Here is a 17,268-nt window from a genome sequence, read left to right as displayed (position 1 = left end):
CGCGCGCGTTTGCGACGCCGATCTGGCTCAGGCAGGGGCGAGGAAAGCCGCCAACGCGTCGGCGTATGCCTTCACGTCGCCGGCTCCCATCAACTCTCGGGACGAGTGCATGGCGAGTTGCGCTGCGCCGACGTCGACCGTCGACAACCCGGTGCGCGACGCGGTGATCGGTCCGATGGTCGATCCGCACGGTAGATCCGCGCGATGAACGTAGCGCTGCAACGGTACGTCGGCTTGCTCGCAGGCCAGTGCGAATGCACCGGCACCGGCGGAATCGGTTGCGTAGCGCAGGTTTTGGTTGACCTTGAGTACCGGTCCGCCGCCGAGTTCGATGCGATGTGCAGGCTCGTGACGATCCGGGTAGTTCGGATGCGTCGCGTGCGCCATATCGCCCGAGGCACAGATGGATCCGGCCATCGTGCGCAAAAATTCCTCACGACCGCCGCCGCGCCCGAGCACGATGCGTTCGAGCACGGTGTTGAGCAGGTCCGAGAACGCGCCACGGTCGGACATACTGCCGACTTCCTCGTGGTCGAACAAAGCCAACACGGGAGTGACGTCGGTCGGATTCTCCACTGCCGCAAGCAAAGCCTGCGTTCCGGCGTAACAGGTGCCCTGATTGTCCAGACGCGGCGCACTGACCAACTCGGATTCGACTCCTACCACCGCGCTGGGTGCCAGGTCGTGTGTCATCAGTTCCCAGCCCAGTACCGAACCGGGATCGACGCCTTCTCGCTCGGCGACGTAGGAGACGAAGGACCGTGGCGAATTACCCACTCCCCAAATGGCATTGACGTGTCGCTGCGGATCGAGCGTGACACCTTTGCGGTCCTCGGACAGGTGAATCGCGAGCTGCGGAACTCGGAGGATCGGCTCGTCCACCTTGACGAGTACCTCGCGGGCGGTGTTGCCGTCACGCACGCTGAGCCGGCCGGAGATACCCAGGTCGCGATCGAGCCAGGAGTTGAGCCAGGCACCGCCGTACGGCTCCAGCCCGACCATCTGCCAACCCGCCGACTCCAGATCAGGATGCTGTTTCACCCGGAGATTGGGGCTGTCGGTGTGTCCGCCGACGATGCGGAAGGGGCCCTCACGCTCGGTGCTCCAGGCAACGAGTGAGCCGCCGCGGATCAGGTAGTAGCGGCCCGCTTCCGTCGGCCAGGCATCGGTCTCGTCCAGACGCACGAATCCGGCGTCCTCGAGCTGCACCGACACCGTCCGACACACATGGAACGGGGACGGCGAGACGTCGACGAAGTTGCAGAGACCGGCAGCAGAGGCAGAGGACGACATGGGAACCATTGTGTCAGCCGCCGCGTCGAACACCCCGAGAGCACACACCGACCGGGGGAGAAACATGAAGATCGAGCCGACACCGAACCAACACGTCGCTCACGCAACCACACTCGCCATCGTTCGAATGAAAACGATCGAAGCATTTCGTACCCGCGGAATGGTGGTGCACCGTGAGGATGCGACCACGCTCGGCGCGGAGTCGGGTGCACGCTTCCCGCTCGACAACGTGTTCGCCCGCTGCTCGGGTGCGCCCCGGTCGGCGTGGGACAGCATCATCGGCGGCCATGTCCAGGTCATGATCGAGGCGATGCGCGAGTCCGCTCCGGCGTTCATCGCAGGCCTGTCCGACGACGAGTTCCATTCGAAACTCCGTGAACGCGTCGTCGCGCCGTGCGTGTTGGAATCGATGGGTTCGTACAGTTATTCGGTTCCCCTGCTCGCGGCACCCGATGCGCCGAGGCGGGTGTTGAATCTGTCGTCTCCGAATCGAGCTCTGACGTTGTCCGACAGTCACTTCGAGGGGCGCGACATCGACGCTGCGTGGGCTGCGGGTCGCAAGAACACTGCGGCGATCGAGTTCGAGGGAGCGCAGTTGCTCGAACGCGAGGGGGTCTGCATCGAGGTGCTCGACGGCGATTCGATCTATCTCGCGTCGAAGATCGCCGATATGACCACGTTGATTTCGTCGCATCTGGGCGAATGCCTGTACGGCGTACTCTTCGCCGTCCCCAACGCGTACGAATTCGCCTTTCATCGGCCCCGCGACGCCGACGACGCAGTCGCGGCAGCCACCGCACTCGCCGAGCTGGCCGACGTGTTCTCTCGCGATACACCGAGCCCACTGTCGCGCTCGGTGTTCTTCTGGCGAGACGGCGAGTATTGCGACGTGACGCACGGGCCTACGGGTATCTTCACCTCAGCGTTGACCGAACTACGCGCACGCGCGGCCTGACTGCGAACACGTGCCGACAGACCCGCTATTCAGGCGGCGGAGTGGTCGGTCGTCCCGCTGCAGCGTCGCGAATCCAGTCGGGTACGGGTTGATAATCGCGTTCGGCCATGGTGATGTACGCGCGGGCAGCGGCAGCGGCGACCGTTGGCCGTGGTGCTTTGATGTTGCGTTCGTCGGTGGTGGTCATCGCGGGTCCTCTTGCTCGCTCTCGCCGTGAGTGTCCTCGGTTTCGCGCGGTTGCGCCAGTGCGCGACGTGCAGACCGGCCCGAAACGGCCAGCAGCACCTTGCGTTCGGTGCTGGCGATGAGAGCGACCCCGACGACGGCCAGAACGCCGACGACGAGGGTGACCCACGATTGGGCGGGCATCTGCAGCTCAGTGCGCCCCGGATACGCAGAACACGTTGCCGTCGGGATCGCTCAGCGTCACCCAGCGAAAGTCACCCATGGTGTGCTGCTCGACCTCGCTCGCACCCGACTCGACCAGCCGAGAGACCTCGTCGTCGAGGTTCTCGGTCGTCACGTCGAGGTGGACGCGATTTTTACCCGGCGACGGGTCGTCGACCTTCTGGAAGGCCAGTCGATACGGGGCCGAAGCGAGGGCGACGACGTAGAACCAGCCGTCGTTCTCCTCGACGATCGATCCGTCGACCTGTGAGGCCCACCAGCGAGCGAGCGGGCCCGGGTCGGTGGAATCGAACGTGATCATGCCCAGGGTCAGTGTCATGGCGGAAGATTAGACCCACCCACCGACACGAAAATCAGGCGTTGACGATCGCGTCCAGTGCCGAGTAGAAGATGCCGAGCCCGTCGTCGCTCGGGCCGGTCAACGGCTCGGTGGCGTGCTCGGGGTGGGGCATCAGGCCGACGATCCGACCGTTTGCCGACGAGATTCCGGCAATACCGCGCTGCGAGCCGTTGGGGTTGCTCCCGCTGTAGCGGAACACGACCCGCCCTTCACCTTCGAGCTCGTCGAGCACGCTCTGCGATGCCTGGAATCGGCCCTCGGCGTTCTTGACCGGAATCAGGATCTCGGCATCCTGCTCGTATCGCGACGACCATGCCGTGCCGGCATTCTCGACCTTCAACCACTGGTCGCGGCACACGAAATGCAGGCCCTCGTTGCGCGTCAACGCTCCGGGAAGCAGTCCGACCTCGCACAACACCTGAAAACCGTTGCAGATACCCAGGATCGGCATCCCGCCCTCTGCCGCCTTGACGACGGACTCCATCACGGGAGCGAAGCGGGCGATCGCACCGGCTCGCAGATAGTCGCCGTACGAGAATCCGCCGGGGACGACGATGGCGTCGACGTTCTTCAGATCGGCGTCGGCGTGCCACAGGCTGACGGCTTCGCCGCCGGCGAGAGTCACGGCGCGGGATGCGTCGACGTCGTCGAGAGTTCCGGGGAACGTGATGACTCCTACGCGGGCGCTCATGAGATGCGGGTCACTTTCCAGTCCTCGATCACCGTGTTGGCGAGCAGCGATTCGGCAATCTTCTCGAGTTCGGCGTCGTCGACGGAATCGTCGATCTCCAGCTCGAAGCGCTTGCCCTGACGCACATCGGACACACCGGAGATTCCCAGCCGGCCCAGCGCACCTGCGATGGCCTGACCCTGCGGATCGAGAATCTCGGCCTTGGGCATGACATCGACTACGACTCGGGCCACGAAAGCGCTCCTTGAAATACGTACAGCAAGACAGTTACCGGCAGGTGGGAGTCTACGCAGCCCTGGCCAGCGGAGTGAAACCGCGCTTACTGTGGGGTGCATGCGGCTGACACACTTCGGACATTCCTGCGTTCTGGTCGAACTCAACGGCACCACGGTGCTGTTCGATCCCGGCACGTTCTCTCACGGATTCGAGGGCATCACCGGGCTCGACGCCATCCTGGTCACTCACCAGCACCCGGATCATGTTGATCTGCAGCGACTTCCCGCGCTTCTCGACGCCAATCCCCGCGCCGAGCTGCACGCCGATCCCATGACGGCAGGCCAGCTCGGAGGGAAATGGATCGCGGCCCCGGCGGGCAAGGACTTCTCCGTGGGCGGCATCACCGTCACCGGAGTCGGCGGCACGCACGCCGTCATCCATCCGGAATTGCCGGAGATCGACAACACCGGTTATCTGCTCGGTACTCCGGAGAACCCGGGGCAACTGTTCCATCCGGGTGACTCGTTGTTCGTTCCCGAGCAACAGGTCGAGGTACTGGCATTGCCCGCGGCAGCGCCGTGGTCGAAGCTGTCCGAGACGGTCGAATTCCTCCGTGCGGTGGCACCGAGGATGGCGTTCCCCATTCACCAGGCCGTCGTCGCGGAACAGGCGAGGGGCATCTACTACGGACGCTTCAAGGAGATGTCCGACGCCGAAATCCGCGAACTCCCCGAGGAATCGTCCGTCTCGATCTAGCCGGTGACCTCGGGCGGGAGGGTGCCGATCATGGTCACTTGCGTTCCGTCCCACTGGTAGTCGATCGTCGCCGGTCCGCCGGTCGGGTTCGCATTGGCGTCATCGGCGAGTGGCCAGCGGTAGTTCACTGTGATCGTGTCGGCGGACTGTGCCGCCACCGACGTGAACCCGTACGGCTCCAGCGTCGCGGTGCCGAGGTACTCGGCGTCGTGGAAGAAGAGCAGATGCGTCGGCGAGCTGACCGTCGCGCCGTACGGGAGGGCTTCGACCCAGGTGAACGACGCACAGGGATCGCCCATGTCGGTGGCGACCCACGGTGAATCTGCGAACACGAGCGGCAGCGAGTCCACCGCCTGCGGTACCGGCCCCCACGTCAGATCCAGGCACAGCGGCTCGGCTTCCGACGGACCCATGGGAACCAGGTCGCTGGCCTCCTCGGGTGGCGTTCGCTGCGGCTGCGCTCCCTCGGTCACGGTGGCCGGGTCGGGTGTCACCGTCACCGAGCTCGTCGCCGTGGTCGTCGGAACGGCCGAGGACGGTGCTGCCGACGGCGTTCCTTGCTCCGATCCGCTGCACGCGACGAGAGCTGTTGCACCTACTGCGAGGAGCAGAAGTCGTTTCATGAAGACCGCCTGGTTCGATTTGCCCGACGCCAGGTATGTCCCCTCGCAAACATGTTCCGTTACATCTCATTTCGATCAAGGGGCCTGAACCCTGCCAGCGCAGGCGATTCTTGCTCCACTCCCCGCCCGGTCCGCGGTATTTCAGGCGGAAGCTGCCACAGAGTGGAGCGCCAGTTGCACTCGTCAGTCGAGCCGAACCAATTCCTGCAGTGCCGACTCGTCCACCGCGTCGAGTCCGTCCAAGAATGCAGCAGCGAAGGTACCCGGACGCGACGTCGAGCGAGCCGCAATCTCCGACGCGACCGCCACGTGCGCGTGCGCGGCGACGGCACCGATCAACGCAGACGGAGAAACGGAACAGTACGCAGCCGTCAGCGCACCCAACGCGCATCCGGTGGCCGTAACTCGTTGCAGCAGTGCGCTTCCGCCGCCGATCTTCACCGTCGAGCCTTGCGCGAAGATGTGGTCGACCTCGCCCGAGGCCGCTACGACCTCGGCGCGGTCGAGGAGAGAACGCGCCGCGTCGACGGAATCCGCCACGTGCGCAGACGAATCCACGCCCCGCGATCCACCCTCAGCGCCCGCGAGTCCCATCACCTCGGAAGCATTCGCGCGAATCACGCTGGGCCGATTGGCAAGTAGCTCGACGGCCACCTGAGTCCGCCAGGGAAGACCGCCCGCGCCCACCGGATCGAGTACCCACGGCTTCCCCGCTGCTCGCGCGGCAGCGGACGCCAGACGAGAACTTTCCACCTGCGCGGCCGTCGGAGTTCCGAGATTGACCAGCACCGCGTCGGCGATCTCGGCGAAGCCGGCCGCTTCCTCCGGATTGTCGACCATCGCCGGAGCCGCACCTGCCGCGAGCAGGGCATTTGCGACGAATTGCACCGACACCGTATTGGTCAGACACTGCACCAGCGGATTGCGATCACGCAGCAGTCGATGCGCGGCAACGATGTCGTCCAGGGTCACACTCAAGGCATTCATCGCTGTCGAGTCTACGACCGCTCCCACCCCGTTCGCGTCAATGGACCACCCCACCCCTTCGGATCAATGCGCCTTTCTTGCAATCTGAGTGACTGAAAGCCACATTGATCCCAATTGGAGGTACAGAGCAAGCCGGGGGCGGGGCGGGGGTTGGGGCGGGGCGGGGTGAGGCAGCGAGGAGTCAGGCCACGCGAGTTTTGGTGCGCGGGATCCATTCGTAGACTCCGGCTGCGGCGTTGTGGTGCAGGGAGAGGTCGATGGCATCGAGGATTGCCTGTCGGGGCGCGGGGCGTCCGAGTTGTTTGGCGCTGATGGCCAGGCGCACCACTCCCCCGCGTCGGGCGGTGCGGCCGGCCCCAAGTACGAGTGCTTTGAACCACCAGGGTTCGGCTTTGAAGCCTTCGCCGATTCCCCAGACCCGGGCGCGGATGGTGCCGTCGCGGTCGAGGTCGTGAATACCGTTGAGCGAGGCGATCATTCGGAATCCTGCATCCGGGAGCGCCTCGATGGCTCCGGGTGAGGCGATCCAGCGCGGAGCGGCGAACACTCGGGTACGCAGGCCGGTCTGTTCCATGACGCGGTCGGCGGCCATCAAGCGCAGTCGAGCTTCGTGACGCGGCAGTGCAGAGAATTCGGAGCGTCGACGCTTCGTCGCGGCCTGGTCGTAGCCGTGCAGAACGATGGCGTCGCCGCCGTCGCGTCGGGCCCGCAACCACTCCTGGGTGGGCACGTCGGCTGCGAGACGGTATTTGTCTTTCAGGCGCGGTGCGACGAGCAGCGACAGCGGGACGCCCCGTCCGTCGAGTTCTCGCGCGAACTCGGCGGCATGCTCGTAGGTGTCGTTCTTGATTCCGCTCACCGACACGATCAGGCGTCCAGACATGACTCGAGCCTCGCACACCAGCGTGAACGAGGCTCGACGTCGATGCAGACAGAAGCTAAACGGCGATCGTTTCCTTCGGCAGGATCTTGTCGATCGCGGCGAGGACCTCGGGTGCGTCCGGCTCGGTGCGCGGGCGGAACCGGTTGGTGACGACGCCATCCGGGGAGATCAGGAACTTCTCGAAGTTCCACTGAACGTCTCCGGCGGTGCCGTCGGCGTCCTCGGTCTTGGTCAGTTCGGCGTAGAGGGGGTGCCGGTTGTCACCGTTGACGTCGACCTTCTCGGTCATCGCGAACGTGACGCCGTACGTGGTGGAGCAGAAAGTTTCGATTTCTTCGGCGGTGCCGGGCTCTTGGCCACCGAACTGGTTACACGGCACCCCGACGACCGACAGGCCACTGGCGGAGTACTCGTTGGCGAGCTTCTCCAGCTTTTCGTACTGCGGGGTCAGTCCGCACTTGGATGCGACATTGACCACGAGGACGGCCCGTCCGGCGTACTCGTCGAGCGAGGTGGGCGCACCACCCAGCGTGTTGATGCCGATGTTCTGAACTTCAGTCATCATCCGAACTTACCTGTGAGTACCGACAGAATGGAACCGACGCACAAAAGCAAGTACGACCCCGCTGGTGGCAGGGCCGTACTTGCGTTCTTCCGAACCGGGCGACGGGGGGATGCGCGTCGCCCGGCAGGTTCTTATGCCTTGGCGGCGTTCTTCTCGATGATGACCTGCTTGTCGGCAGGCCGGTCGTCCTCGGGGAGGTGGTCGTCGACCATGGTCTCCTCGTCGAACGGGTGCTTGCCGTCGAGCACCTCGGTGACTCGGGCTGCGTCGATCGTCTTGGTCCACGTACCGACCAACAGAGTGGCAACGGCGTTACCGGAGAAGTTGGTGACGGCGCGAGCCTCGGACATGAACCGGTCGATTCCGACGATGAGCTGAACACCGTCGAGCAGTTCCGGGCGGTGGCTCGACAGGCCGCCGGCGAGAGTCGCCAGGCCTGCTCCGGACACTCCGGCTGCGCCCTTGGAGGCGATGATCATGAACAGCAGCAGCGAGAACTGCTCCCCGATGGAGAGCGGCATGTTCATGGCGTCGGCGATGAAGATCGAGGCCATGGTCAGGTAGATCGCGGTGCCGTCGAGGTTGAACGAGTAACCGGTGGGGACGACGATGCCGACGGTGGTGCGCTCGACTCCGACGTGCTCCATCTTGGCGATCAGACGCGGCAGGGCCGATTCGGAGGACGACGTGGCAACGATGAGCAGGTACTCCCGGGCCAGGTACTTGACCAGCTTGAAGATCGAGAAGCCGGAGACGAACTTGAGAATCAGGCCGAGGAAGAAGAATACGAAGATGAAGCAGGTGATGTAGAAGGCCAGCATCAGAGTGCCGAGCTGAATCACTGCGTCGAAGCCGGTCTTGCCGACGACACCGGCGATGGCACCGAAGGCACCGATCGGGGCGAGCCACAGGATCATCGTCAGGATGCGGAAGACGAGCTTCTGTACTGCGCCGATGCCCTTGAGGATGCCTTCACCCTGCTTGCCCATGGCCTGCAGTGCGAAACCGACGAGGATGGCGACGAACAGCGTCTGCAGAACAGAACCGGCCGTCAGCGACGAAAGCAGCGATGTCGGAATGATCCCGGCGATGAAGTCCATCGTCCCGCCCGCCTCGTGGGCGGTGTCGGCGAGCTTGAGTCCGGCGTCGTTCGGCGTGATGTTCAGGCCGTCACCGGGCTTGATGAGGTTGCCGACAACCATGCCGATACCGAGGGCGATGGTCGACATGCCGATGAAGTAAGCGAGCGCCAGGCCGCCGACTCGGCCGACGCTGGCTGCGGCGCGTACCGATCCGATGCCGAGGACGATGGTGCAGAAGATGACCGGGCTGATCATCATCTTGATCAGGCTGACGAAGAGCGTGCCGAGGATCGACAGGTCGGACGCGAAATCCTTGGCCACCAGCCCGACGATGATGCCGGCGATGACGGCGATGATCACCGCGATGTAGAGCCAGTGCGTTCTGTCGCGCTTCTTCTTCGGCTCGGACGACGGATTGTCGTTCCGCTCAGCGTCGGTGCTGATAGTCATGGACGTTCCTTAGTGTTCCGGTGGTGCGTGAATGTGGCTGGTGGCTTCGTGATCGCCGGAGTGGAGTGAGGTGGGTCACCCCTGCTGAGAGATGATGTTGCTGCACCCAGTGACTGGAGTCACCTATACGTTCATTCTGTTCACATCGATGTTTCTTGTCCGAAAGGAATGTGTTGTCCTCGAAGCGGCCGCTGAGTGTGGCGGGCCAGGTATTGGTCCTGCAACTGGTCGTCATGGCCGTCGTCGTTCTCGCCGGCGGGATCCTGACGATCCTCAACGAGAGGTCCAACAGCGACGACGCCACCCGACGTGAGGTGACGGCGATCGCGGTGAGTATCGCCAACGAACCGTCGACGCCGCTGGCCATCGAATCCGAAGACCCGACGTCTCGTCTGCAGCCGGAAACGGAGAAGATCAGGCAGGTCACCGGGGTCGATTTCATCGTCGTCATGGCTCCCGATCGCACCCGCTTCACGCACACCACCGTCGACCTGATCGGTAAACCGTTCAGCGGCAACATCGATCGCGCACTGCTCGGCGAGACGTTCACCGAGACGTACGTGGGCTCTCTCGGCCCGTCGATCAGAGCGGTCACACCCGTCACCGATACCGACGGCGAGATCGTCGGTCTCGTGTCCGCTGGAGTCACTCGACAGAAGATCAGCGATCAGTTCCTGCAAGGCCTGCCGTTGATCCTCGCAGTCGTGCTCGCGGCCTTCGTCGTGGCCGCGGCCGGTTCGACGCTGCTCAGCCGCCGGCTACGGCGTCAGACATTGGGAATGGCTCCGGCCGAATTGCGGACGATGTACGAGCATCACGACGCCGTTCTGCATTCCATCGGCGAGGGCCTGTTGGTGTTCGGACGCAGCGACGAGGCGGAGTTGGTCAACGACGAGGCCCGACGCCTTCTCGACCTACCGGACGGGCCGGTATCGCTGACGTCGTTGCCGGAGTCGATGCAACAGATGGACACCGGGATCGTCCGCGGTGAGCTGCATCTGACGAAAGATCGTGTACTCGTCGTCAACCAGGATCCGGTCATGTGGGAGGGCAAACGCCTGGGTAACGTCCTGACGATTCGCGATCAGACCGAGTTGCGTTCGTTGATGGGCGAATTGGATTCGGTGCGCAGTTTCGCGGAGTCACTGCGCTCGCAGGCGCACGAGGCGGCGAATCGGTTGCACACGGTCATCACGATGGTCGAACTCGGTCGGCCCGAAGAAGCCGTCGAATTCGCGACGGCCGACCTCGAACTCTCGCAGACGCTCATCGACCGGTTGATGAACGCGGTCGGCGAGCCTGCGCTCGCGGCGCTGTTGCTCGGCAAGGTCAGCCAGGCTGCCGAACAGGGCGTCGAGCTGACGATCACCGACGACACGGCGATGGAACACGAAGGGGTTCTGACTGCTCGCGAATTGGTGACGCTGGTAGGCAATCTGATAGACAATGCGATCGATGCCTCGAAAGAATCCGACCAGCCGTGGGTCGAAGTGACGGTCCGCGACGCCGACGGCGAACTCGTCGTCCGGGTGGCCGACAGCGGTCCCGGCATGCCACCGGAAACCCTGAAAGCTGCTCTCCGGCGCGGATATTCGACCAAATCCGGATCTCGCGGACTCGGCCTCGCGCTCGTGACGCAGGTGATCACGCGGCACGGTGGCACGTTGACCTCGGAAGTGACGTACGGGTCGGTGTTGGTTGCGACCATCCCGGGAGCGACGTCGTGATCCGCGTACTGATCGTCGACGACGAACCGCTCATCGCCGAGGCACACAAGACGTACGTCGAGCGGACGCCCGGTTTCGACGTTGCCGGCGTCGCACACACCGGCGCTGCGGCCATGCGATTCGCCAGCACCGAACCCGTCGATCTGGTGTTGCTGGACATCGGCCTGCCCGACGCCAGTGGCATCGACGTCGCTGCGGCGCTCGGCGGTCTACGTCCGAGCCCCGACGTCATTGCGATCACCTCCGAACGTGATCTGTCGGTAGTTCGTTCCGCAGTGGCGCACGGCATCGTGCTGTATCTGCTCAAACCGTTCACGTTCGCTGCGTTCCGCGACAAGCTCGAGCGCTATCGCGAATTCCACGATGCATTACCCGCCGGCGAGAACGCGTCGAGTCAACGAGACATCGACCGTGCGATGGCGCATCTACGCACGGCCGACGAACGCGTCTCCACCCCCAAAGGCATTGCCCCACAGACGATGGACGGCATCACCGCCAGCGTCAAGCAATCCGTCGACGGCCTCAACGCCTCCGAGGCGGCCAAGGTTGTCGGCGTATCCCGGGTGACGGCCTGGCGCTACCTCGAACGACTGGCCGACGACGGCCTGGTCACCCGGCACACCGAATACGGCAAAGCCGGGCGACCGCAGGTCCGCTATGTGTGGCGCTGACGCGCCAGTGGTGTGGTTGAGTGCCCCCTGGGGCGCTTGATCACTCCACTGCGGCGCCAGCCGCACTCACGATCCACGCGTACTCGAAAGCCGCTTCTTTCCATTTCTCGTAGCGTCCGCTGACTCCGCCGTGTCCGGCGCTCATTTCGGTCTTGAGGAGCAGGTCCGAGTCACCCGTCTTCGTGGCACGCAGGGCCGCAACCCATTTGGCCGGTTCGACGTACAGGACGCGGGTGTCGTTGATGGACGTGATCGCGAGGATCGACGGGTAGTCCTTGGCCTCGACGTTCTCGTAGGGGCTGTACGACTTCATGTAGTCGTACACCTCCTTGTCCGCCAACGGGTTACCCCACTCGTCCCATTCGATCACCGTCAACGGCAGCGACGGGTCGAGGATGGAGGTGAGTGGGTCGACGAACGGAACGTTGGCCAGGATGCCGTTGAACAGCTCGGGTGCGAGGTTGGCCACCGCGCCCATCAGCAGACCACCTGCGCTTCCGCCGTCGGCGACCAGATGCTTCGGTGAGGTACGGCCGGTGTCGATCAGATGCTGTGCGGCAGCGATGAAGTCGGTGAAGGTGTTCTTCTTCTGCAGCGTCTTGCCCTGGTCGTACCAGTGCCTACCCATCTCACCGCCGCCGCGCACGTGTGCGACGACGAAGACGATGCCGCGGTCGAGCAGAGACAGACGCGCCACCGAGAACGACGGGTCCATCGATGCCTCGTACGATCCGTAGCCGTACAGCAGCGTGGGAGCAGGCCCCTCGGGGACGTCCTTGCGAGCGATGACCGACAGCGGAATCTGTGTTCCGTCCGGCGCGGTCGCCCACTCTCGGTGCTGCACATAGTCGCCGGCATCGAACTCACCGAGAACCGGCTGCGATTTGCGGAGCAGCAGTTCGCCACTGGCGATGTCGAGGTCGTACACCTGACCGGGCGTGATGAAGGAGGTGTAGACCATCCGCAGCAGCGGCTGATCCCACTCCGGGTTCGAACCCGCACCGACGGAGTAGAGCTCCTCGTCGAATTCGAGCTCGCGATACTCACCGTATCCCTCGTCGGTCAGCGGCCAGATCGCCATGCGGGTCAACGCTTCTCGGCGGTAGGTGAAGATCAGGTGGCTGGCGAAGGCGTCGATGTCCTCGACTCGGACGTCGCTCTGATGCGGAACCAGAATGCGCTGATCGAGTGGATCGCTGACCGGGGCCTCGGCGAGCAGGAAGTTCTCGGCCTTCTCCCCCTCGGTGCCCCAGCCGTTGACCGAGCCGTTGTGGGTGATCAGGAAGCGATCCTCACCGGCCACGACGGCGTGTTCGATGCTGTACTCGATGCCGTCCGTGCGCGGCAGCACGACGCGGAATTCGCCCTCGGGATCGGTGGATTCGAGGACGAGGCACTCGGAGGTGATCTTCGAGCCGACCCAGATCATCAGGTACTTCTCGCTACGGGTGGAACCGAATCCGACCCAGTAGCTCTCGTCGGGCTCGTGGAAGACCTTGACGTCCTCGGCCTTACCGAGGGTGTGCCGCCAGACGGTGTCGGGACGCCAGGACTCGTCGACCGTCAGGTAGAAGACATGCGTGGCGTCGGCGGTCCAGGTGGCACCCGGCGCGACGTTCTCGATGGTGTCGGCGAGCAGTTCACCGGTCTCGAGGTTCTTGAAACGCAGCGTGTACCGCTCGTCGCCCTCGGTGTCGGTGGAATACGCCAGCAACGTGCCGTCGAGGCTGATCGAGAATGCCCCGAGCGAGAAGAAGTCGTGACCCTCCGCCTCGACGTTGGCGTCGAGCAGGATCTGCTCCCCCGGCACGTCCACGTCGGAAGACAGCGTCGGCGGTGTCCAGTCGTCGGGAGAGTCGACGGGGCAACGGCATTGGAGGCCGTACGACTTACCCTCGACGGTGCGCGAGTAATACCACCACTGGCCCATGCGCGTCGGCACGGACAGGTCGGTCTCCTGGGTGCGCGATTTGATCTCGTCGAAGATCTTGCCGCGGAGTGCTTCCAGTCCGGCCGTCTGCTGCTCGGTGTACGCGTTCTCGGCTTCGAGGTAGGCGATCACCTCGGGGTCTTCCTTGGCGCGCAACCACTCGTAGTTGTCGATGAACGTGTCGCCGTGATGGGTGCGCCCCTGCGGCACCTTCTTGGCAATGGGAGGGGTGATCGTCATGGCGTGACCCAATCGTCGAAGTTCAGGCCCGAGATGCGCTCGTAGGCCTCGATGTAGCGGCTGCGCGTTGCGGCGACGACGTCGTCGGGCAACGGTGGCGGTGGGGTGTCGGACGCTCGGTCCCAGCCGGATTCGCCGGTCAGCCAGTCGCGAACGAACTGCTTGTCGAAACTGGGCTGAACGCGACCCTCTTCGTACGAATCGGCAGGCCAGTAGCGCGAGGAATCGGGGGTGAGCACCTCGTCGGCGAGAACGAGGTTGCCGTCGGCATCGGTCCCGAACTCGAACTTGGTGTCCGCGAGAATGATTCTGCGTTCCAGAGCGAAGTTGGCTGCACGCGAATAGATCTCGATGGTGTCTTCGCGGAGTTTGAAGGCCAGCTCGGCACCAACCAGTTCGACGGCCTGGTCGAACGTGATGTTCTCGTCGTGCTCGCCCAGTTCGGCCTTGGCGGCAGGAGTGAAGATGACCTCGTCGAGTTTGCTCGATTCGATCAGGCCGGGCGGCAGTTCGACGCCGCACACGGCACCGGTCGCGTTGTAATCCGCCAACCCGGATCCGGTGAGATAGCCGCGAGCAACGCACTCGATCGGCACCATGTTCAGCTTCTTCACCACCAGGGCGCGGCCGATCAGTTCGGCGGGGATGCGTTCGTCGAGCGGATCACCGGCCAGGTGATTGACGCCGCCGAGCTCCTCGAAGAAGAACACGCTCATCGCCGTCAACACACGTCCCTTGTCCGGGATCGGGGTGTCGAGGATGTGGTCGTAGGCCGAGATTCGATCGCTCGCGACGAGCAGCAGATGCGCGTCGTCGATCGTGTACAGATCGCGGACCTTGCCGCCGGCCAGATGCTCGTAGCTACTCAGTGATGGTCGCACGAGGCTCAACACTATCTGGGCCGGTGCCGCCACGTCGGCGGGCAGGGATCACAATGAGTAGCAATGGCAACGACCGAATCGACCCCGGACATCGGATTCCGCTCCGAACGCGGTCCCATCCTGATCGCGCTGATGCTCAGCTCGTCGCTGGTTGCGCTGGACGCGACGATCATCGCCACTGCGGTGCTCACCATCGTCGGCGACCTCGGCGGGTTTGCGCAGTTCCCGTGGTTGTTCTCGATCTACCTGCTGGCACAGGCTGTCTCGGTGCCGCTCTACGGCAAATTGTCCGATCTGTTCGGGCGCAAGAAGATCATGGTGTTCGGCATCGCGGTGTTCTGCCTGGGCTCGATTCTGTGCGGCCTGGCGTGGAGCATGCCTGCTCTGATTGCTTTCCGCGCGATTCAGGGACTCGGCGCGGGTGCCGTCCAGCCGATGTCCATCACCATCGCGGGCGACATCTACACGCTGCCCGAGCGCGCCAAGGTGCAGGGCTACCTGGCCAGCGTGTGGGCGATCTCTTCGGTGCTCGGCCCCGCCCTCGGTGGCGTCTTCTCCGAGTACCTGTCGTGGCGGTGGATCTTTTTCATCAACATTCCGCTGTGCGCGGTGGCGGCGTTCATGTTGCTGCGCAAGTTCGAGGAAGGCGCTGTCGAACGCGCCAAGCCGAAGATCGATTACCTCGGTGCCGCTCTGCTCACCGTCGGCGCGACGATGGTGCTCCTCGGCCTGCTCGAAGGCGGCCAGTCCTGGGCCTGGGGTTCGCCGATCAGCATCGCGATCTTCGTCGTGGGCTTCCTACTGCTGGCGGTGTTCGCATGGGTCGAGTCCCGCGCCGAGGAGCCGATCCTGCCGCTGTGGGTGTTCACCCGGCGGGTGCTTGTGGTCAGCAGCTTCATCTCGTTGCTCGTCGGCGCATTGATCCTGGGACTGACGTCCTACGTCCCGACCTTCGTACAGGGCGTGTTCGGCACCGGAGCCATCATCGCCGGCTTCTCGCTGTCCACGCTGACCCTCGGCTGGCCGATCGCGGCATCCCAGTCCGGGCGGGTGTACCTGCGCTTCGGCTTCCGCACGACGGCAGTGGTCGGCGGTTCGATCGGGATCGTGGGTACGGCACTGACGACTCTGCTCGACGCCGATTCGCAGATCTGGCACGTCGCGGCGATGTGCTTCGTCATCGGCCTCGGCATGGGGTTGATCGCGAGCCCCACCTTGATCGCCGCACAGTCGAGCGTCGAGTGGGCCGAACGCGGCGTCGTCACCTCCACCAACATGTTCGCCCGTTCACTCGGTAGCGCCGTCGGCGTCGCGGTGTTCGGTGCCATCGTCAACGCCCGTGTGTCCGGAGATCCAGAACCCGAACAACTGTCCGACGCCATCCATCTGGTCTTCATCGGAGTGCTGGTCGCCGCCGTCCTGATGACTGTCGCTGCGGTGTTCATGCCCAGGCGCACGGCCCGATAACTCGCCCACTGGTCCCGCCGCGTACCGCGACCGGAACCCTGCGTCACGGCATCAACGCACCGAACGCGGAAACCAGTGCACCGGTGAGGTCACCGAGACCTTCACGGCTGTACCGGGAGCGAATCGGTCGCAGGCCCGAGCGACGACGCGCAGCCGGAGCCCGGTATCGCGGTGTCGCACAGTGACCGAGCATTCGGGGCCGGTGAACACTTCGTGTTCGACGAGAAATTCGCCGTCCTCGCGCTCCGAGACCACCAACTGTTCGGGCCGGAGCAAGACCTGCCCCATACCCGTTGCCCTGGTGGTGGATTCGAGACGACCGAGAACGGTGTCGACCCAACCGTCGCGCGCGGCAGCGTCGACGTAATAGGCGTCGCCGACGAAGCTCGCCACAGCCGGCGTGGTGGGCCGCTCGTACAGTGCACGCGGCGTATCGACCTGCGCACAGCGCCCGCCCAGCAGAACCGCAACCCGATCCGCGGTGCCCAGAGCCTCGGCCCGATCGTGGGTGACGAGAATCGACGCGGTCTTGCTGGTGAGCAACAACTCTCGCACGTCCTGCCGAATCGAGGTCCGCAGACCTGCATCGAGAGCAGCGAACGGCTCGTCCATCAACACCACCGACGGAGCCGGGGCCAACGCGCGCGCCAACGCGATCCGCTGCTGCTGCCCGCCCGAGAGTTCGCTGGGTCGAACCGCACCGGCGTCGGGCAGTCCGACGAGCTCGAGCATCTCGTCGACGCGTCGGGCCCGTTCGGCTCGGCCGGACAGGTACGGCCGCACGAACCCTGTGCGCAAACCGAATTCGATGTTTCGGCGCACCGTCAGATGTGGAAACAGTCCACCTTCCTGCGGCATCAGGCCTACTCCCCGCTTCTCCGGTGGCACCTGAACACGCCCGGCGACGGAGAGGTCGCGCCCGTCGGCGGTGATGCGGCCCGCGTCGATACGGTGCAGGCCTGCGATCGATCGCAGCAGAGTCGTCTTGCCGCAGCCTGAGGGTCCGAGAACGGCGAGCATCTCACCGTCGCCGAGGTCGAGATCGATTCCGTGCAGCACCGTCGTACTGCCGTACGAGGCAACGAGATCGGACATCACCATGC

19 protein-coding genes are annotated in these 17,268 nt (G+C 64.4%); 5 read left to right on the top strand and 14 right to left on the bottom strand.

Translation table 11 applies throughout. The features are described 5' to 3' along the window. Positions 1–27: 27 nt before the first annotated feature. The gene (locus CH281_RS06870) at positions 28–1,302 is read right to left on the bottom strand and encodes a M18 family aminopeptidase (protein WP_032367507.1); all 1,275 of its coding nucleotides are present in this window, start codon (positions 1,300–1,302) and stop codon (positions 28–30) included. Positions 1,303–1,357: 55 nt separating this feature from the next. On the opposite strand from CH281_RS06870, the gene CH281_RS06865 reads away from it, so the two are divergent. Then, positions 1,358–2,248: a hypothetical protein gene (locus CH281_RS06865; protein ID WP_072692061.1), complete on the top strand. Its 891-nt coding sequence runs from the start codon at positions 1,358–1,360 to the stop codon at positions 2,246–2,248. 25 nt (positions 2,249–2,273) lie between these two features. Here the strand turns inward: CH281_RS06865 and CH281_RS26770 are convergent, their stop codons facing one another. Genes CH281_RS26770 through purS form a run of 5 tightly spaced genes read right to left on the bottom strand, consistent with a single transcriptional unit; the run spans position 2,274 to position 3,920 of the window. Beyond that, positions 2,274–2,435, bottom strand: a complete 162-nt coding sequence (locus CH281_RS26770) for a hypothetical protein (RefSeq protein WP_155289028.1) — start codon at positions 2,433–2,435, stop codon at positions 2,274–2,276. Then, positions 2,432–2,617, bottom strand: a complete 186-nt coding sequence (locus CH281_RS06860; protein WP_032381632.1) for a hypothetical protein — start codon at positions 2,615–2,617, stop codon at positions 2,432–2,434. Before CH281_RS06860 ends, CH281_RS26770 begins: the two co-directional genes overlap by 4 nt. A gap of 7 nt (positions 2,618–2,624) precedes the next feature. Next, on the bottom strand, positions 2,625–2,975 hold the full coding sequence (locus tag CH281_RS06855; RefSeq protein WP_032381631.1) for a VOC family protein: 351 nt from the start codon (positions 2,973–2,975) through the stop codon (positions 2,625–2,627). Between the two features lie 34 nt (positions 2,976–3,009). Beyond that, on the bottom strand, positions 3,010–3,687 hold the full coding sequence (gene purQ, locus CH281_RS06850) for a phosphoribosylformylglycinamidine synthase subunit PurQ (RefSeq protein ID WP_027495839.1): 678 nt from the start codon (positions 3,685–3,687) through the stop codon (positions 3,010–3,012). Beyond that, on the bottom strand, positions 3,684–3,920 hold the full coding sequence (gene purS, locus CH281_RS06845) for a phosphoribosylformylglycinamidine synthase subunit PurS (protein ID WP_032371340.1): 237 nt from the start codon (positions 3,918–3,920) through the stop codon (positions 3,684–3,686). The genes purQ and purS overlap by 4 nt, the downstream gene beginning before the upstream one ends. 100 nt (positions 3,921–4,020) lie before the next feature. Here purS and CH281_RS06840 point away from each other — a divergent pair, with 100 nt between their 5' ends. Continuing rightward, a complete protein-coding gene (locus tag CH281_RS06840) occupies positions 4,021–4,659 on the top strand; it encodes an MBL fold metallo-hydrolase (protein ID WP_032367483.1) in 639 nt (212 codons plus the stop codon). On the opposite strand, the gene CH281_RS06835 is transcribed toward CH281_RS06840, so the two are convergent. The 5 genes from CH281_RS06835 to CH281_RS06815 all read right to left on the bottom strand — a co-directional run bounded on the left by CH281_RS06835 (position 4,656) and on the right by CH281_RS06815 (position 9,249). Next, positions 4,656–5,282, bottom strand: coding sequence for an LppP/LprE family lipoprotein (locus CH281_RS06835; RefSeq protein WP_094693555.1), 627 nt, complete (start codon positions 5,280–5,282; stop codon positions 4,656–4,658). The genes CH281_RS06840 and CH281_RS06835 overlap by 4 nt on opposite strands. A 183-nt stretch (positions 5,283–5,465) precedes the next feature. After that, a complete protein-coding gene (thiM, locus tag CH281_RS06830) occupies positions 5,466–6,269 on the bottom strand; it encodes a hydroxyethylthiazole kinase (RefSeq protein WP_094693571.1) in 804 nt (267 codons plus the stop codon). 181 nt (positions 6,270–6,450) lie between these two features. After that, complete coding sequence (locus CH281_RS06825) at positions 6,451–7,152, bottom strand: DUF2334 domain-containing protein (protein WP_094693569.1); 702 nt, start codon at positions 7,150–7,152, stop codon at positions 6,451–6,453. Positions 7,153–7,207: 55 nt separating this feature from the next. After that, positions 7,208–7,717 (bottom strand): glutathione peroxidase, encoded by a 510-nt coding sequence (locus tag CH281_RS06820; protein WP_027495833.1) that lies wholly within the window; start codon positions 7,715–7,717, stop codon positions 7,208–7,210. Positions 7,718–7,848: 131 nt separating this feature from the next. Then, entirely contained in the window at positions 7,849–9,249 is a 1,401-nt protein-coding gene (locus CH281_RS06815) for a cation:dicarboxylate symporter family transporter (RefSeq protein WP_032371343.1), read from the bottom strand. Positions 9,250–9,482: 233 nt separating this feature from the next. On the opposite strand from CH281_RS06815, the gene CH281_RS06810 reads away from it, so the two are divergent. After that, positions 9,483–10,976, top strand: coding sequence for a sensor histidine kinase (locus CH281_RS06810; protein WP_230073743.1), 1,494 nt, complete (start codon positions 9,483–9,485; stop codon positions 10,974–10,976). Further along, positions 10,973–11,647: a response regulator gene (locus CH281_RS06805; RefSeq protein WP_027495830.1), complete on the top strand. Its 675-nt coding sequence runs from the start codon at positions 10,973–10,975 to the stop codon at positions 11,645–11,647. The genes CH281_RS06810 and CH281_RS06805 overlap by 4 nt, the downstream gene beginning before the upstream one ends. A gap of 40 nt (positions 11,648–11,687) precedes the next feature. Here the strand turns inward: CH281_RS06805 and CH281_RS06800 are convergent, their stop codons facing one another. Both CH281_RS06800 and CH281_RS06795 read right to left on the bottom strand, forming a co-directional pair. Next, on the bottom strand, positions 11,688–13,817 hold the full coding sequence (locus CH281_RS06800; protein ID WP_094693553.1) for a S9 family peptidase: 2,130 nt from the start codon (positions 13,815–13,817) through the stop codon (positions 11,688–11,690). Further along, entirely contained in the window at positions 13,814–14,698 is an 885-nt protein-coding gene (locus CH281_RS06795; RefSeq protein WP_094693567.1) for a phosphoribosylaminoimidazolesuccinocarboxamide synthase, read from the bottom strand. Before CH281_RS06795 ends, CH281_RS06800 begins: the two co-directional genes overlap by 4 nt. Before the next feature lie 63 nt (positions 14,699–14,761). On the opposite strand from CH281_RS06795, the gene CH281_RS06790 reads away from it, so the two are divergent. Next, positions 14,762–16,165 carry an MDR family MFS transporter gene (locus CH281_RS06790; RefSeq protein WP_027495827.1) on the top strand — a complete coding sequence of 468 codons (1,404 nt, stop codon included), beginning with the start codon at positions 14,762–14,764 and terminating at the stop codon, positions 16,163–16,165. 51 nt (positions 16,166–16,216) lie between these two features. Here the strand turns inward: CH281_RS06790 and CH281_RS06785 are convergent, their stop codons facing one another. After that, entirely contained in the window at positions 16,217–17,266 is a 1,050-nt protein-coding gene (locus tag CH281_RS06785; protein ID WP_256983390.1) for an ABC transporter ATP-binding protein, read from the bottom strand. Between the last annotated feature and the right edge of the window lie 2 nt (positions 17,267–17,268).

The sequence above is a fragment of the Rhodococcus sp. 06-221-2 genome, assembly GCF_002258365.1.
Lineage (GTDB): Bacteria > Actinomycetota > Actinomycetes > Mycobacteriales > Mycobacteriaceae > Rhodococcoides > Rhodococcoides fascians.
Note: the sequence above shows the minus strand (reverse complement) of the source record. Positions and strands in the feature narration are given on the sequence as shown.

Bases quoted from the DNA above. Each gene is read 5' to 3' on its own strand.
- CH281_RS06870 (WP_032367507.1), bottom strand. From the start codon at position 1,302: ATGGTTCCCATGTCGTCCTCTGCCTCTGCTGCCGGTCTCTGCAACTTC.
- CH281_RS06865 (WP_072692061.1), top strand. From the start codon at position 1,358: ATGAAGATCGAGCCGACACCGAACCAACACGTCGCTCACGCAACCACA.
- CH281_RS26770 (WP_155289028.1), bottom strand. From the start codon at position 2,435: ATGACCACCACCGACGAACGCAACATCAAAGCACCACGGCCAACGGTC.
- CH281_RS06860 (WP_032381632.1), bottom strand. From the start codon at position 2,617: ATGCCCGCCCAATCGTGGGTCACCCTCGTCGTCGGCGTTCTGGCCGTC.
- CH281_RS06855 (WP_032381631.1), bottom strand. From the start codon at position 2,975: ATGACACTGACCCTGGGCATGATCACGTTCGATTCCACCGACCCGGGC.
- purQ (WP_027495839.1), bottom strand. From the start codon at position 3,687: ATGAGCGCCCGCGTAGGAGTCATCACGTTCCCCGGAACTCTCGACGAC.
- CH281_RS06840 (WP_032367483.1), top strand. From the start codon at position 4,021: ATGCGGCTGACACACTTCGGACATTCCTGCGTTCTGGTCGAACTCAAC.
- CH281_RS06835 (WP_094693555.1), bottom strand. From the start codon at position 5,282: ATGAAACGACTTCTGCTCCTCGCAGTAGGTGCAACAGCTCTCGTCGCG.
- thiM (WP_094693571.1), bottom strand. From the start codon at position 6,269: ATGAATGCCTTGAGTGTGACCCTGGACGACATCGTTGCCGCGCATCGA.
- CH281_RS06825 (WP_094693569.1), bottom strand. From the start codon at position 7,152: ATGTCTGGACGCCTGATCGTGTCGGTGAGCGGAATCAAGAACGACACC.
- CH281_RS06820 (WP_027495833.1), bottom strand. From the start codon at position 7,717: ATGATGACTGAAGTTCAGAACATCGGCATCAACACGCTGGGTGGTGCG.
- CH281_RS06815 (WP_032371343.1), bottom strand. From the start codon at position 9,249: ATGACTATCAGCACCGACGCTGAGCGGAACGACAATCCGTCGTCCGAG.
- CH281_RS06810 (WP_230073743.1), top strand. From the start codon at position 9,483: ATGGCCGTCGTCGTTCTCGCCGGCGGGATCCTGACGATCCTCAACGAG.
- CH281_RS06800 (WP_094693553.1), bottom strand. From the start codon at position 13,817: ATGACGATCACCCCTCCCATTGCCAAGAAGGTGCCGCAGGGGCGCACC.
- CH281_RS06790 (WP_027495827.1), top strand. From the start codon at position 14,762: ATGGCAACGACCGAATCGACCCCGGACATCGGATTCCGCTCCGAACGC.
- CH281_RS06785 (WP_256983390.1), bottom strand. From the start codon at position 17,266: ATGGTGATGTCCGATCTCGTTGCCTCGTACGGCAGTACGACGGTGCTG.